10 protein-coding genes are annotated in these 14956 nt (G+C 66.2%); 4 read left to right on the top strand and 6 right to left on the bottom strand.

Features of this window, described 5'->3' with window-relative positions:
- Positions 1-53: 53 nt before the first annotated feature.
- The 4 genes from ACOGJC_RS05745 to ACOGJC_RS05730 all read right to left on the bottom strand — a co-directional run bounded on the left by ACOGJC_RS05745 (position 54) and on the right by ACOGJC_RS05730 (position 8282).
- On the bottom strand, positions 54-3236 hold the full coding sequence (locus tag ACOGJC_RS05745; RefSeq protein ID WP_419847557.1) for a fibronectin type III domain-containing protein: 3183 nt from the start codon (positions 3234-3236) through the stop codon (positions 54-56).
- Positions 3237-3355: 119 nt separating this feature from the next.
- Complete coding sequence (locus tag ACOGJC_RS05740) at positions 3356-5617, bottom strand: fibronectin type III domain-containing protein (RefSeq protein WP_419847556.1); 2262 nt, start codon at positions 5615-5617, stop codon at positions 3356-3358.
- Between the two features lie 107 nt (positions 5618-5724).
- On the bottom strand, positions 5725-6021 hold the full coding sequence (locus tag ACOGJC_RS05735) for a type II toxin-antitoxin system HicB family antitoxin (protein WP_419847555.1): 297 nt from the start codon (positions 6019-6021) through the stop codon (positions 5725-5727).
- A gap of 11 nt (positions 6022-6032) precedes the next feature.
- Positions 6033-8282, bottom strand: a complete 2250-nt coding sequence (locus tag ACOGJC_RS05730) for a fibronectin type III domain-containing protein (protein ID WP_419847554.1) — start codon at positions 8280-8282, stop codon at positions 6033-6035.
- Positions 8283-8309: 27 nt separating this feature from the next.
- Between ACOGJC_RS05730 and ACOGJC_RS05725 the strand changes: the two genes are divergently transcribed.
- The 3 genes from ACOGJC_RS05725 (at position 8310) to ACOGJC_RS05715 (ending at position 9677) form a co-directional block, all read left to right on the top strand.
- Positions 8310-8498 carry a hypothetical protein gene (locus tag ACOGJC_RS05725; protein WP_419847553.1) on the top strand — a complete coding sequence of 63 codons (189 nt, stop codon included), beginning with the start codon at positions 8310-8312 and terminating at the stop codon, positions 8496-8498.
- 202 nt (positions 8499-8700) lie between these two features.
- Positions 8701-9207 carry an ArsR family transcriptional regulator gene (locus tag ACOGJC_RS05720; protein ID WP_419847552.1) on the top strand — a complete coding sequence of 169 codons (507 nt, stop codon included), beginning with the start codon at positions 8701-8703 and terminating at the stop codon, positions 9205-9207.
- On the top strand, positions 9204-9677 hold the full coding sequence (locus tag ACOGJC_RS05715; protein ID WP_419847551.1) for a HEPN domain-containing protein: 474 nt from the start codon (positions 9204-9206) through the stop codon (positions 9675-9677). Before ACOGJC_RS05720 ends, ACOGJC_RS05715 begins: the two co-directional genes overlap by 4 nt.
- Positions 9678-9807: 130 nt before the next feature.
- Here the strand turns inward: ACOGJC_RS05715 and ACOGJC_RS05710 are convergent, their stop codons facing one another.
- Positions 9808-12102, bottom strand: coding sequence for a fibronectin type III domain-containing protein (locus ACOGJC_RS05710; protein WP_419847550.1), 2295 nt, complete (start codon positions 12100-12102; stop codon positions 9808-9810).
- Between the two features lie 146 nt (positions 12103-12248).
- Between ACOGJC_RS05710 and ACOGJC_RS05705 the strand changes: the two genes are divergently transcribed.
- Positions 12249-12575 carry a hypothetical protein gene (locus tag ACOGJC_RS05705; RefSeq protein WP_419847549.1) on the top strand — a complete coding sequence of 109 codons (327 nt, stop codon included), beginning with the start codon at positions 12249-12251 and terminating at the stop codon, positions 12573-12575.
- Positions 12576-12632: 57 nt separating this feature from the next.
- Here ACOGJC_RS05705 and ACOGJC_RS05700 read toward each other — a convergent pair whose 3' ends face one another.
- Positions 12633-14930 carry a fibronectin type III domain-containing protein gene (locus tag ACOGJC_RS05700; protein WP_419847548.1) on the bottom strand — a complete coding sequence of 766 codons (2298 nt, stop codon included), beginning with the start codon at positions 14928-14930 and terminating at the stop codon, positions 12633-12635.
- Positions 14931-14956: the final 26 nt, after the last annotated feature.

The raw sequence follows: 14956 nt of genomic DNA, 5'->3' as shown, positions 1-14956 counted from the left end.
CATGCTACACCCCCAAAAAGATGCTGCTTGGCGGACGCGGCCAACAGAGCGCCTCACTGCACCTGGCCGTCACCGGGATCAGCGCCTAGTTGGTCAGCAGTGGGAGCACCGGTCGGAGTGGACGAGGCGGTCTCGATCTCGGGGCCGGGGCCGAAGGCGTTCACGGCCCGCACTTGGAAGGTGTAGACGGTGTCGCTCAAGAGGCCGGACACGACCGCGCCGGTGTGGGCCGACGGCGGCTGTTGGGGGGTTGCGGTGGTGCCCAGGGCCTCCCAGGCGTCGTAGGGGCCGTCGCCGATGCGCTTTCGAACTTGGTAGCCCACCACCGGGCTGCCGTTGGTGATCGACGGGGCATACACGGTGATGGTCACCCGGTTCTTGCCGGGGTCGACCAGCGCCCGAGTAGGTGTGCCGGGAGGCTTGCCGGGCGTGGCCGGATAGGTTTGGGCGGGTGCCCCGCCGACCAAGAAGTTACGGGCCCGTATTTGGTAGGTGTAGCTGGTGCCGTTGGTCAAGGGGGTGAGGGTGCCCAAGACATATTTGACAGTGTGGGAGGTGGTGAGGAAATTGCTGTTGCGGATGTCGACCCAGTCATCGTCGGCGATGCATTCGAGCTGTGTTCCCACCGGCGGGGTCACGCCGCCGCAGATTTGCCAGCGGGCGATCGGCAGGCCGCCGCTGCCCTGCGACGTCCACGACAAGGTGATCTGCTGGTCGCCGGGGGTTGCCCGAAGCCCCAGCGGCGCCGGCGGTGCAACCCCCGGCCTGGCGGAGAGCGACTCCAGCGCGGGGCCGGCGAGCCCGCCGGGGTTGACGGCGCGGATCCTGAAGGTGTAGCTCACGCCGTTGCGCAGACCGTCGATGGGGTTGATGGCGCTGGGGTTGAACTCGGCGCCGGCGTTGGCGTAGGTCCATGGGCTGTAGCGGCCGAATCCCACCCGGTAGGAGTACTGCCACTGGGTTCTGGCATTGGTATTGCCGGTGGTGCCGGTCATCGACAGCGTGATCCGGGTTCGGCCGGGGCTGGGGTTGAGATTGGGGGCGCCGTCTACCGACAGGTCGGCGGCGCCCGGCGTTCCCGGCGCTCCGGGCGCGATGGCCGGCGACAGGGCGAAGGGGCCTGGGCCCTCGGCGTTGACCGCCCGAATGCTGAAGGTGTGTACCGCCCCAGCGGGCGCGGTGGTTGGCACTTGGTAGCGCAACGAGGTGCCGGTGCCGGCGCTGATCCATTCGCTCCACGGAGCGGTGCCGGTTCTCACGGAGTATTCGTAGCGCTGGATAGGGGCGCCACCGGTGGCCGACGCCCGCCAGTTCACGGTGATGACACTGGTTGAGACGGTCCCGTTGGTTCCGCCGATGTAAACCGCGGGGGGCGCAGAGGGCACATGTACCGGGAACCGGGCGCTGGCGATGGACTGCAAGCCGTCACCATGGGCATTTACGGCCCGGATCACAAAGAAGTGGTCGCTTTCGGCGGTAAAGGTCAAGGTGCCGTCGGGGCCGTCGGTCCCGCCCCGGGTCAGCGGGGCCCGGGGCAGCGTGACCCCGGAGGTGGACGAGCGACACGACGGGGCCGGTCCGGTGTAGGCAGGCAGGCTGTTGCAGATGTCCACCCAGGAGCTGAGCGAGCTGTCGTTCAGGCCAGCCCGGGTGGTGTGGGTTCGGTACTGCCACTGGGTGATCGGGGAATCGCCATCGCCGCCGGAGATCCACGACAACGCCACTCGGGAGGTGCCGGTGGCCACGTTGTATATGGGGCGGGCGATGAACTCTGTGGGCGCCGGAGGCCGGGTGCCCAGATAGACGGGATGGTCGTCTTGGAACCCGATGGGATCGCTGGGGGCGATGGCGTTGACGGCGCGAACCCTGAACCGATAGGCCGTGCCTCGGGCCAGGTCTTCAATCGTGTGGGCCACCTCGGCGGTGCGGGCGTTGACATCGGTCACCACCGTGGGGGGTGTTGGGGGTGCGGGTAGCGGGGCCTCGAACAGGGCGTCGGCCGGGATGGCCGTCCACTCGCCGTAATCGCCGTCGCCGGCTTTCACCGAGTACTCGTAGCGCAGGAGAGGGGCACCGCCGTTGTCGACGGCGGCCGCGTCGCCGTCGTTGTTGACCGCAGGAGACCATGTCAAGGTGACCGAGGTATGCGATGCGGCGTCCGACAGCCCCGACGGGGTGCCCGGCACCGTTCCGGGATCGGCCACCGCGGTCTCGGCCGGGGTGCCCGGGCCCAAGGCGTTGACCGCCCGCACCTGGAACTTGTATCGGCTGGCGTTGTTCAGGCTCACCACCGTGTAGGTCGAGGTGTCGGCATCGCTGTCGGGAATGGCGACCCAGGCGTTGGCTTGGGTGAAATCGCCGGGATCGGTTTGATTTTCTCCTTCTATCAAGCGGAGGTGCCAGCCCGTGATGGGAGAGCCGCCGCTGTTGCTCGCCGTCCACGACAGCGTGACCTGGCCGTCGCCGGCTACCGCGGACAACGAGCGCGGCCGCCCAGGCGTGGAGGCGGCGGTGACCGGATCGGATTCGGCGGCCGCACCATTGCCGTTGGCGTTGAGGGCCCGAACCTTGAACTGATAGGTGATGCCGTTGGTCAAGCCGGTAACCGCATGGGTGGCCAGAGCGGCATTGGGGGTGGTGGCGGGAGCCGGATTGATGATGTTGCTCCACGGGGTGTAATCACCGTCGCCCGTCTTTAGCTGGTACTGGTACCGGATGATGGGCGAGAACCCGTTCTGGCGGTTGATGGTGGTGGCATCGGGAGCGGCTGGCGTCCAGGTCAGCACAACCTGCGAATTCCTCGCCTCGCCTCTCAGGTTAAGGGGCGCAGATGGCGTGGTCGACGGCGTGGCCGCATTCGATGCCGTCGACACTGCACCGTTGCCGGCATCGTTGACGGCCCGCAATTGGAACCGGTAGGCGGTGCCGTTGTCTAGACCGGTGACGGTGTAGCTGGTGGTTTGGCGGTTGCTGCCCGGTATCGGCATCCATACACCGGTGGTCGGATCAGACTGCGTGTACTCCCACCGGGTAACGGTGGCACCGCCGTCGTCGCCTGCGGTCCACGCCAGCGTGATGCTGGCATCGCCGGGCGTTGCCGATGTGATCGTGGGAGCAGCAGGTGCCGACTGCGCTCCCGCCGTGGACAGCGGTGTTAACAACGCGGCCAGCAGCGCAACCGCCGTCAACAACCAGACAACCGGCTGCATACGGCAACTCATGTATAAAAATCGCACTTGTACACCCTAATCACATGTAGCATCCCGCAAACACATGCTGCACCTCGCAAAGCAGATGAGGGTTGGCGGATGCAATCGGCTCAGCGCCTCGCCGACAACGGCGTACTTACCGGGGGCTACTCCTGGGGCAGGGTGATGGTGTCGCTGAGGCGGTCGCTTTTGCCGTGTTGGTTCTGGGCGCGTACCCACACGTTGTAGGTGGTGCCGGGTTTCAGGTTCTTGAAGGTGACCTTGGTCTTTTTGGCTTTGGGGTCTTTGGTCTTGCCGCTGCCCTTCTTTCCGGCCTCGGGCTTGAGGTGGACGATGTAGCGCTTGGGCGCACCGCCCGTGTCGGGAGCCTGCCAGCTCACCGTGACGGTGTTGGATGTGGCGGTGAGCGCCAACGCCGTCACCGGGCCGGGCACCGGGCTGGCCGCTTGCTGCTGTAGCTGCTGGTCGGCGCCCGAGCCCACCTGCTGGTTGGATCCGGGGCCGACGTTGTTGAGCTTCGGGTAGTCGCTGGAGGTGCCGAAGTCCCACGGGTCGTCCGCTGAGCCGTCGCCGTCGAGGTCCACGTTCCAGTTGGCGTAGATGCCGGTGTAGTCCGTCGGCGCCTGCAACTCCGCGGTGGTCTTGCCGATACCGCCCGCATCGGCTCGCCACCCGTATTCGATGTCTGAATCCCAGTAGCTGTGATCCACCCGCGAACTGCGCACCGCGGTCCTCACCAGCGGATGGTTGGAACCCCCCGACACGGTGTTGGCGACGTAGCTGGCGGTGATCGAACCGCTGTTGTGGCCCACCAGACCGCCGACCACATTGCTCGGGCCGATGCTTGCCGGCCAGGGGGCATTGCCGTTGGAGCGGGCCGTGCCGGTGGCGTAGGCGGCGATGATGGCGCCCGCGTTGATCCCGACCAGCCCTCCGACCCGGGTGCCGGGGGCGCCGACGCTGGGGATGACGTTGGCCGACACGTCGGCTGAGGCGAAGCTGGCCGCGATCACGCTCGACGAGTGCGTCTGGCCCACCAGCCCCCCGACCACCGCGGGAGCTGTGTTGCTCGATCCGAGGGACGCGGTGATGGTGTTCGACACCGTCCCGGTCACCCAGCTTCCCCGGATCGTGCCCGCGCTCACCCCCACCAGCGCGCCGACGCGGCCCTTGTAGCAGAGGTCGCCCACACCCGGATGTTTGGTCTTGAGGCAGGGGAAGGTGCGGGCCACGCTGGCGTTGGCGAGGCCCACGTTGCGGATCACCCCGCCGCGGGCGAGCTCCTCGAACAGGCCCACATGGATCGACCGGTTCTCGACGTAGTACCCCCACCGGTCCACCCGCCGATAGCCGGTGGCGGGCGACACGGTGACGTCGTTGGAGTTGATGAACAGGTTGCTGATCGTGTGCCCGTTGCCCTCGAACACGCCGCTGAAATGATCGGTGTCGGCCCCGATCGGCACCCACCCATGGCCGCTGTTCCAAAAATCGTCGCCCTCGTCGGCGCCGCCGCTGGCGTTGGTGTCGAAATCCAAATCGCCGGCCAGCTCATAGCCCACACAGCCCGACGACGGACAGCCCATCTGGGCCAGCGCGTTTGGGAACCCGACATGCAGCGGCCCGCCGTGATCGCTGTAGCCGTCGCCGTTCGCGTCCCAGCGCACCGCCTCGAGCTGCGCCAACGTCGACACCTCGATCAGCCCATCGTCGTCGGTGTCGTAATCCACCGTCCCGATCGGAATCAGCTCGGCCGGAGCGACCAGCGGCGTATCCGGCGACTTCCACACCAACTCAAGCTTGTACCTCGTGCGGGCCAGCTTGGCGCTGTCGCGCAGCCAGCTTCCGCCGTTGAGCCTGTTGTACTCGGCCTGCGACGGGCCATACCGCATGAACCACTGATTCGCCCCGATCTCCAACGTCGTCACCCCCGGACTCAGCTTCACGCTCACCGACTCCTGCTCCCCATTGTTGTTTCCTGCAAAGCTGCTGCCCACCAACGAGTACGCGAAACCAGGGCGGTCGCGGGCATCCAGAGCCGGGTATATGGTCCTGAAGATCGCTTCGAACCTCACCTCCGACACGCTGTCGGCCACATGCACCACATAGCTGTGCCGATCCGGGCTGAACTCCGGATAAAACGTGATGTCCGACGACGTCGCCACGCTCTCGATCTGCAAATGATCCGGGCACATCACAAACTTGACCACCCCGGCCTCCGGCGTCGCCGCCCGAGCCGCATCGGGCACACACGGCGGCAAATACAGCTCATTGCCCACGAACACCCCCTGCGGCTCCTCGCCCTCAACATAGGTCCAAGTCGCAGAAAAACGATCCTCCGCCGACACCCCAGAAGCCAACACCGCCCCAAAAACCGCCAAAACCGCCACCAACCAGACAGCCGTCCGCATACAGCGCCTCATTCGCAGAAACCGCATATGACCACCCCCACCACACATTACACACCCCAAAAAGACGATGTTTGGCGAGCGCAACTTGCGGGAGAGCTCCCGATAGGTCAAACCGCTACAACAAGCTCCCCAGCCGCGGCAATGGCAGCGGGTAGGGCGTCGCCGTGGGCCTCGCAGGAGGCGATGTAGTCCGCCGTCACGCCTTCGAGATTGAACAAGGCCTCTTCGGCAGTGGCACCCCACGCCCGACAACCCGGAAGCACCGGCACCTCGGCAAGATACATGTCCTCTGTCTCCTCAGAGGGCGCCTTCAAGGTGTAGGGCAGTTTGTACTGCGTGGCCATCTCTACCGCTCCGGCGATGTGGCGGAACTCACGACTAGACGATACCGCGCCGAACGGCATAGTACCGCCGCCTACAGAGGCAGGGTGATGGTGTCGCTGAGGCGGTCGCCTTTGCCGTGTTGGTTCTGGGCGCGCACCCACACGTTGTAGGTGGTGCCCGGTTTCAGGTTCTTGAAGGTGACCTCGGTCTTCTTCGCCTTGGGGTTCTTGGTCTTGCCGCTGCCCTTCTTGCCGCCCTCGGGCCTGAGGTGGACGATGTAGCGCGTGGGCGCGCCGCCCGTGTCGGGCGGCTGCCAGCTCACCATCACGGTGTTGGAGGTGGCGGTGAGCGCCAGCGCCGTCACCGGGCCGGGCACATCACCTGACGCCTGCGGCTGCCTCTTTTGCTTCTGCTGGTCGGCGCCCGAGCCCACCTGCTGATGGGATCCCGGGCCCACCCCGGTGAGCGTCGGGTAGTCGCTGGAAGTGCCGAAGTCCCATGGGTCGTTGGCGCTGCCGTCGCCGTCGAGATCCACATTCCAGTTGGCGTAGATGCCGGTGTAGTCGGTGGGGGCTTGCAGCTCGGCGGTGGTTTTGGCGGTGCCTGCTGCGCTGAGCAGCGTTCCCGACGCGGTGGTGTCCCAGTAGCTGTCGATAACCCGACCGGCGTTGTGGCCGACCAGGCCGCTGCGCTCGAAGCCCTCCGGCACAGCCCCGGTGGAATAGCTCGCGGTGATCGTCCCGCCGTTGCGCCCAACCAGCCCGCCCAGCAAGTGGCCCGCCAGCGACAAGGAGGTGTCGAGGTTGGACTGGACCGCGCCGGTGGCATAGGCGGCGAAGATGGTGCCGTCGTTGGCGCCCACCAGCCCTCCGACCTGGCTGCCGACCGAGCTCTTGGGCGTGTGGTTGGCCACCACGCTGGCCGCCGAGTAGCTGGCCGCGATCACGCTGGAACCGTGCGCATAGCCCACCAACCCACCGGCCACCGCCGCCTGTGACATGCGGGAGTCGGCGCCGTTGGTGATGGTGTTCGACACCGCGCCGCTCACCCAGCTTCCGCTGATGGCGCCGGCGCTCACCCCCGCCAAACCACCCACAAACCCATCGGCGCAGCGGTACCGCTGGCTTGAGAGGCAGGTGAAGTTGCGGGCGACGCTGGCGTCGGCGAGGCCGACGTTGCGGATCGCGCCGCCCCCGGCGAGCTCCTCGAACAGCCCCAGATGGATGGACCTGAGGCTTTTGTCGGTGGTCCAGCTTTCAACCTTGGCGTATTCGGTGGCGAGCGACTGCGTGTCGCGGTTGGAGTCGATGAACAGGTTCGAGATCACATGCCCGTTGCCCTCGAACACGCCGCTGTAGTGCAGGGTGCTCGCCCCGATCGGCACCCACCCGTGGCCGCCGTTCCAATAGTCGTCGCCATCATCGGCCCCGCCGCTGGCGTTGGTGTCGAAATCCAGATCCGCAGCCAGCTCATAGCCCACACACCCCGACGTCGGACAGCCCATCTGGGCCAGCGCGTTCGGGAACCCGACATGCAACGGCCCGCCGTGATCGCTGTAGCCGTCGCCGTTCGCGTCCCAGCGCACCGCGTCGAGCTGCGCCAAACTCGACACCTCCACCAAACCGTCGTCATCGGCGTCGTAGTCCACCGTGCCGATCGGCGTCAGCTCGGCCGGGGCCACCAGCGGCGTGTCGGGCGACTGCCACACCAACTCCAGCGTGTACACCTTGCGGGCCTGCTTGTCGCTGTACTTCACCCAGCTCCAGCCGCTGGACTCCGACTGCGTCGGGCCGAACCGCTTGAACCACTGGCTCGGCACGATCTGCACGGTGTTCACCCCCGGGCTCAGCCTCACCAGCACATCCCGGGTGTGCCCATTGTTGCTGCCCAGCACCGGGAGGTTCCCTGGGGAGCTGGGTGTACGCGCGTCGTCAGCTTCTACCGATACATACGTCCAGCCTGGCCACAGTTTCGGTCCCTCGCTGCCCCGGGTGAACAAGGGCCAAGAGAACTGCCTCATCTTCAACCGCACCTCCGACACACCGTCGGCCACATGCACCACATAGTCGTGCCGATCAGGGCTGAACGCCGGATAGAACGTGATGTCCGACGCCGTCGTCGCGCTCTGGATAGTCAAGTGATCCGGGCACATGGCGAACTTGATCGTCCCCGCCTCCGGCGCCTGACCCCCACCAGCCGCACACGCCGGCATCAACAGCTCCCTGCCGTCAGACGCCGCTTGCTGCCCCGAGCCCTGACTCCCCTGCGCCGCCACCGACCCGGAGGCCAGCACCACCGCCACCATTGCCACCGCCGCCACCAAAGAGACGACCGGCCGCATACAGCGCCTCATGCGTAAAAACCGCATATGACCACCCCCACCACACATTACACACCCCAAAAGATGATGTTTGGCGGACGCGGCTGCCGGCTCATCCTCTACCTCGACCGCTCCCACCGCACCGCCCTCACAACCCACCGCCAAGAAACCCGCGTGGGACGGCTCGAAGGCCGCATGGACAAAAACGAAGAAGCCGAGAGCCAGCCGAGACGCTGATAGGGCGCCGTCCCATCAGCCCCTCAAGTGCCGGTGAGGTTTCCCTTAAACGTATACTTGTATTCGGTTTATGAAAGTTCCTGCTCCATCGCTGGCACCTATCCTTCGCTCGGATGCGCAAGGTCGGATTCTGGCCTGCTTGCTTGCTGACCCTGACAAGAGCCATTCCCTGTCCGACTTGGTGGCACACACCCAAGCGAGCATGCCCACGGTGTGGCGGGAAGTCGGTCGGGCAGAGCAGGCCGGTCTTTTGGTCACCGAGAAGGTCGGCTCGTCTCGGCAGGTGCGAGCCAACGTCGGCCATCCTCTCCACGACGCAGTACGCCAGATCATTCTGGCTACCTACGGTCCGCCAATGGTGATCGCCGAGGAGTTGGCCGACCTCCAGGCGGCCGATGCAGTGATCCTGTTCGGGTCCTGGGCAGCTCGATACTTGGGCGAGCCGGGACGCGCGCCGAACGACATCGACGTACTCGTTATCGGAGACGCAGACCGAGATCTTGTAGACGATGCCGTGGAACGAGTTGAGCGACGCATTGGGATGCCCGTCCAGGCGACCGTTCGCACGCGCGAGCAGTGGGATTCCGAGCGCGAGAGTTTCATGCGGGAGGTCAAGTCGCGGCCGCAGCTGGTCGTCCTTGTGGGCGATGAGCAGGACTCTGCGGATGAATTTGCTGGGGTTGGGCCAGAGAGGGGAATGGTCAGATGACCTGGGAACGCGGTCGGGCCGAAGTGGAGCAGTTGGTCGCGGCTGGGGAGGTTGAACGAGTTCCCCCTTCCCCTGATGTGGCGAGGCGGTTGATGGCCGACGCTGTCGCTCATGTCAGCCTTGCCTCAAAAGGCATTGAGGATGACCCTGCGGGGGCACTCCAGCTCTCCTACGATGCCGCCCGCAAGACGGCGGCCGCCCTGCTCGCGGTTCAGGGTCTGCGCTCAACCACACGAGGCGGGCACATCGCCGTGATCGATGCCGTGCGAGCCCAATTCAATGATCGTGGCGGGTTGGAGGTCTTCGGCCGCCTGCATGCGTTACGTCGCCGTCGGAACCGCACCGAGTATCCCGACGAGGAGTCCCCAGGAGTCAATGAGGACGATGCCCGCCAGGCTCTTGAAACCGCCCGAGCCGTGGTCGACGCCGCAGAGCGACTCCTAGACAGTGGCCGGTTGAGCGCCTTCTGAGAGGCGGGTCGATGGCGCGGAGACGCGGGCCTCGCTCGAGGCGCTTCGCACTGAAGCCGCCGAAACCCTGTAACCCGTCAGCGAGGCGACCTCCTGGGCGCCTCGCCGGCAGCGGCGCCCTGCCCGGGGGCTACTCCTCGGGCAGGGTGATGGTGTCGCTGAGGCGGTCGCCTTTGCCGTGTTGGTTCTGGGCGCGCACCCACACGTTGTAGGTGGTGCCCGGTTTCAGGTTCTTGAAGGTGACCTTGGTCTTTTTGGCTTTGGGGTCTTTGGTCTTGCCGCTGCCCTTCTTGCCGCCCTCGGGCTTGAGGTGGACGATGTAGCGCTTGGGCGCGCCGCCGACCTCGGGGGGCTGCCAGCTCACCGTCACGGTGTTGGACGTGGCGGTGAGGGCCAACACCGTCACCGGGCCGGGAACCTCGCCCGACGCCTGCGGCTGCCTCTTTTGCTTCTGCTGTTTCTGCTGGTCGGCGTCCGCGCCCACCTGCTGGTTGGATCCGGGGCCCACGCCGTTGAGCGTCGGGTAGTCGCTGGCGGTGCCGAAGTCCCACGGATCGTCCGCGCTGCCGTCGCCGTCTAGGTCTGCGTTCCAGTTGGCGTAGATGCCGGTGTATTCGGTGGGCGCCTGCAACTCGGCGGTGGACTTGCCGGTCCCCTTCGAGTAGCTGTGCCACCCATCCTCGGTGCCTGCGTCCCAGTAGCTCTCGCTCACTCGCGACGCGCCCGCCGTGCGCCCCACCATCGGATGGTTGACGCCTCCCGACACGGTGTTCGACACGTAGCTGGCGGTGATCGAACCGCTGTTGTGGCCTACCAGCCCGCCGACAATGAGATTCGGATACCGGGGCACCAGCCAGCCGTAGTCGACGCCGGAGTGGGCGGTGCCGGTGGCGTAGGAGGCGGTGATCGCGCCCGCGTTGATCCCGACCAGCCCTCCGACCCGGTTGCCGGGGGCGCCGACGCGGGGGATGACGTTGGCCGACACGTCGGCTGAGGCGAAGCTGGCCGCGATCACGCTCGAGGAGTGCGCCTGGCCGACCAGCCCGCCGACCACCGCGGGAAGGTCCTTGTTCAATCCGGTGCTTTGGGTGATGGTGTTCGACACCGTCCCGGTCACCCAGCTTCCCCGGATCGTGCCCGCGCTCACCCCCACCAGTCCGCCGACGCGGCCCTCGACACAGAGGTCGCCCGCCAGAGGATGTGGGGTATACATGCACGGGAAGGCGCGGGTCACGCTGACGTCGGCGAGCCCGACGTTGCGGATCACCCCGCCGCGGGCCAACTCCTCGAACAGGCCCAGATGGATCGACCGCTGCTCGATATAGCGGCCCGACCCGTCCACCCGGTAATAGCCGGTGGCTGGCGACACGGTGACGTCGTCGGAGTTGATGAACAGGTTGCTGATGGTGTGCCCGTTGCCCTCGAACACGCCGCTGAAATGATCGGTGTCCGCCCCGATCGGCACCCACCCGTGGCCGCTGTTCCAAAAGTCGTCGCCCTCGTCGGCATCGCCGCTGGCGTTGGTGTCGAAATCCAGATCGCCGGCCAGCTCATAGCCCACACAACCCGACGACGGACAGCCCATCTGGGCCAGCGCGTTCGGGAACCCGACATGCAGCGGCCCGCCGTGATCGCTGTAGCCGTCGCCATCGGCGTCCCACCGCACCGCCTCGAGCTGCGCCAACGTCGACACCTCGATCAGGCCGTCGTCGTCGGTGTCGTAGTCCACCGTCCCGATCGGCGTCACCTCGGCCGGGGCGACCAGCGGCGTGTCGGGCGACTTCCACACCAGCTCAAGCTTGTACCTGGTGCGCGCTATCTTGCCGCTGTCGCGCGTCCAGCTTCCATACTTGGTGGGTCCGCCGTTGCGGCGGTCGTACTCGGCCTGCGACTTGCCATACCGCATGAACCACTGATTCACCCCGATCTCCAACGTCGTCACCCCCGGACTCATCTTCACGCTCGCCGAAAACTTCTTTCCGATGTTGTTTCCTGACGAGCTGCTGCCCACCATCGCGTAGGCGAAGCCGGGCCAGGTATGGGCAAACGTACCCGGGTGTGAGGTCCTGAAGATCGGGTCGAACCTCACCTCCGACACGCTGTCGGCCACATGCACCACATAGCTGTGCCGATCCGGGCTGAACTCCGGATAAAACGTGATGTCCGACGACGTCGCCACGCTCTCGATCTGGAGATGATCCGGGCACATCACAAACTTGACCACCCCGGCCTCCGCAGTCGCCGCCCGGCCCGCTTTGGGCACACACGGCGGCAAATACAGCTCATTGCCCACGAACACCCCCTGCGGCTCCTCGCCTTCAACATAGGTCCAAGTCGCAGAAAAACGATCCTCCGCCGACACCCCAGAGGCCAACACCGCCCCCAAAACCCCCAAAACCGCCACCAACCAGACAGCCGTCCGCATACAGTGACTCATTCGCAGAAACCGCATATGACCACCCCCACCACACATTACACACCCCAAAAAGACGCTGCTTGGCGGACGCGGCCGCCGGCGGTAGAGTGGGTCAATCTTCCCCTGAGCACACAGTTCACACAGGAGAACTGGCAATGGAACAAGCCATCCTCGCCACCTTGGGAAGCACCTTCGCCGTACTCGTCACCCTCATCCTCTACCTCGACCGCTCCCACCGCACCGCCCTCGAATCTCACCGACAAGAGACCCGAGCCGGATTCGAAGCGCACCGCGAGGCCCTCGAAGCCCTCAAAATCCAGGGCGCGGAGACGCGGGCCTCGCTCGAGGCGCTCCGCACCGAGACCCGAACCGGGTTCCAGCGGGTCGCCGAGCTGGCCCAAGCAGTGCTGGAGCTGGCCCACCGCGTCGGACGGCTCGAAGGCCGCCGGGACAAAACCGACGAAGCCGCCGAAACCCTGTAACCCATCAGCGAGGCGACCTCCCGAGCGCCTCGCCGGCAACGGCGTACTTGCCGGGGGCTACTCCTCGGGCAGGGTGATGGTGTCGCTGAGGCGGTCGCCTTTGCCGTGTTGGTTCTGGGCGCGCACCCACACGTTGTAGGTGGTGCCCGGTTTCAGGTTCTTGAAGGTGACCTTGGTCTTTTTTGCTTTGGGGTCTTTGGTCTTGCCGCTGCCGGTCTTGCCGCCCTCGGGCCTGAGGTGGACGATGTAGCGCTTCGGAGCGCCGCCGGTGTCGGGCGGCTGCCAGCTCACCGTGACGGTGTTGGAGGTGGCGGTGAGCGCCAACGCCGTCACCGGGCCGGGCACCTCGCCCGCCGCCTGCGGCTGCCTCTTTTGCTTCTGCTGTTTCTGCTGGTCGGCGTCCGCGCCCACCTGCTGGTTGGATCCGGGGCCGACGTTGTTGAGCGTCGGGTAGTCGCTGGCGGTGCCGAAATCCCACGGGTCGTCCGCTGAGCCGTCGCCGTCGAGGTCCACGTTCCAGTTGGCGTAGATGCCGGTGTAGTCGGTGGGCGCCTGCAACTCCGCGGTGGTCCTGCCGGTGCCGCCCGCATCGTTTCGCCATCCGTATTCGATGTCTGAGTCCCAGTAGCTGTTATCCACCCGAGAACTGCTAGCCGCGGTCCTCACCAGCGGGTGGTTGGAGCCCCCCGACACGCTGTTCGACACGTAGCTCGCGTTGATGGAACCGCTGTTGTGCCCCACCAGCCCGCCGACGACATGGTTCGGGCCGAGTCTCGCCGGCCAGGGGGCGTCGCCGCTGGAGCGGGCCGTGCCGGTGGCGTAGGCGGCGGTGATGGCGCCATCGTTGATCCCCACCAGCCCCCCGACCCGGGTGCCCGGGCCGCTGTTGTGGGGGACCACGCCGGCCGACACATCAACCGAGGCGAAGCTGGCCGCGATCACGCTCGACGAGTGCGCCTGGCCCACCAGCCCCCCGACCACCGCGGGATTCGTAGCCTTCAATCCGTTGCCCTGGGTGATGGTGTTCGACACCGTCCCGGTCGCCCAGCTTCCCCGGATCGTGCCCGCGCTCACCCCCACCAGCGCGCCGACGCGGCCGTCAGCACAGAGGTCGCCCGCCAGAGGATGTCTGGATTTGAGGCACGGGAAGGTGCGGGCCACGCTGGCGTCGGCGAGACCGACATTGCGGATAACCCCGCCGCGGGCCAACTCCTCGAACAGGCCCACATGGATCGACCGACTCTCGTCGTAATACCCCCGAAAGTCCACCCGCCGATAGCCAGTGGCGGCCGACTGCGTGACGTCGTTGGAGTTGATGAACAGGTTGCTGATGGTGTGCCCGTTGCCCTCGAACACGCCGCTGAAGTGATCGGTGTCCGCCCCGATCGGCACCCACCCGTGGCCGCTGTTCCAATAGTCGTCGCCCTCGTCGGCGTCGCCACTGGCGTTGGTATCGAAGTCCAGATCGCCGGCCAGCTCATAGCCCACACAGCCCGACGACGGACAGCCCATCCCCGAAATCGCGTTCGGGAACCCATTGTGCAGCGGCCCGCCGTGATCGCTGTAACCGTCGCCGTTCGCATCCCAGCGGATGGCGTCGAGCTGCGCCAACGTCGACACCTCCACCAAACCGTCGTCGTCGGTGTCGTAGTCCACCGTGCCGATCGGCATCAGCTCAGCGGGGGCGACCAGCGGCGTGTCGGGCGATTGCCACACCAGCTTCAGCGTGTACCTGGTGCGCGCCAGCTTGCCGCTCTTGCGCAACCAGGCCCAATCGCCCGCGTCAGACTCGGCCTGCGATTGGCCGTACCGCTTGAACCACTGATTCGCCCCAATCTCCACCGTCGTCACCCCCGGAGTCAGCCGCACATGCACCGGCTTGATCGCGCTGGCTGTGTTGTTGTTCGCGGAGGTGTAGATGCACTCCCGGCAGTGCCGCAGATACGCGCCGTCACTGTCCACAATCCCGTACGCGAAGCCGGGGCGCACACGGGCCTCTTGCAACGGGAACAGGGTCCTGAAGATCGCCTCGAACCTCACCTCCGACACGCTGTCGGCCACATGCACCACATAGCTGTGCCGATCCGGGCTGAACTCCGGATAAAACGTGATGTCCGACGACGTCGCCACGCTCTCGATCTGCAAATGATCCGGGCACATCACAAACTTGACCACCCCGGCCTCCGCCGTCGCCGCCCGAGCCGTATCAGGCACACACGACGCCAGATACAGCTCCTTGCCGTCAGACGTCGACTGCTGCCCACCGCCCTGGCCCCCCTGCGCCGCCACAGACTCAGAGACCAACACCGCCCCCAAAACCGCCAACACCGCCACCAAAGAGACGACCGGACGCATACAGCGAATCATCTGCATATATCGCA

Origin of the sequence: Candidatus Poriferisocius sp., from assembly GCF_965204015.1 — a bacterium.
GTDB lineage: Bacteria > Actinomycetota > Acidimicrobiia > Acidimicrobiales > Bin134 > Poriferisocius.
The sequence above is the reverse complement of the archived record's forward strand: the minus strand, read 5'-3'. Positions and strand labels throughout refer to the sequence as shown.

What these genes read in the sequence shown, in the direction of transcription:
- ACOGJC_RS05715 (WP_419847551.1), top strand. Translation starts at nt 9,204, where the DNA reads ATGACCTGGGAACGCGGTCGGGCCGAAGTGGAGCAGTTGGTCGCGGCT.
- ACOGJC_RS05725 (WP_419847553.1), top strand. Translation starts at nt 8,310, where the DNA reads ATGACCACCCCCACCACACATTACACACCCCAAAAGATGATGTTTGGC.
- ACOGJC_RS05735 (WP_419847555.1), bottom strand. Translation starts at nt 6,021, where the DNA reads ATGCCGTTCGGCGCGGTATCGTCTAGTCGTGAGTTCCGCCACATCGCC.
- ACOGJC_RS05730 (WP_419847554.1), bottom strand. Translation starts at nt 8,282, where the DNA reads ATGCGGCCGGTCGTCTCTTTGGTGGCGGCGGTGGCAATGGTGGCGGTG.
- ACOGJC_RS05720 (WP_419847552.1), top strand. Translation starts at nt 8,701, where the DNA reads ATGCCCACGGTGTGGCGGGAAGTCGGTCGGGCAGAGCAGGCCGGTCTT.
- ACOGJC_RS05700 (WP_419847548.1), bottom strand. Translation starts at nt 14,930, where the DNA reads ATGCGTCCGGTCGTCTCTTTGGTGGCGGTGTTGGCGGTTTTGGGGGCG.
- ACOGJC_RS05740 (WP_419847556.1), bottom strand. Translation starts at nt 5,617, where the DNA reads ATGCGGACGGCTGTCTGGTTGGTGGCGGTTTTGGCGGTTTTTGGGGCG.
- ACOGJC_RS05705 (WP_419847549.1), top strand. Translation starts at nt 12,249, where the DNA reads ATGGAACAAGCCATCCTCGCCACCTTGGGAAGCACCTTCGCCGTACTC.
- ACOGJC_RS05710 (WP_419847550.1), bottom strand. Translation starts at nt 12,102, where the DNA reads ATGCGGACGGCTGTCTGGTTGGTGGCGGTTTTGGGGGTTTTGGGGGCG.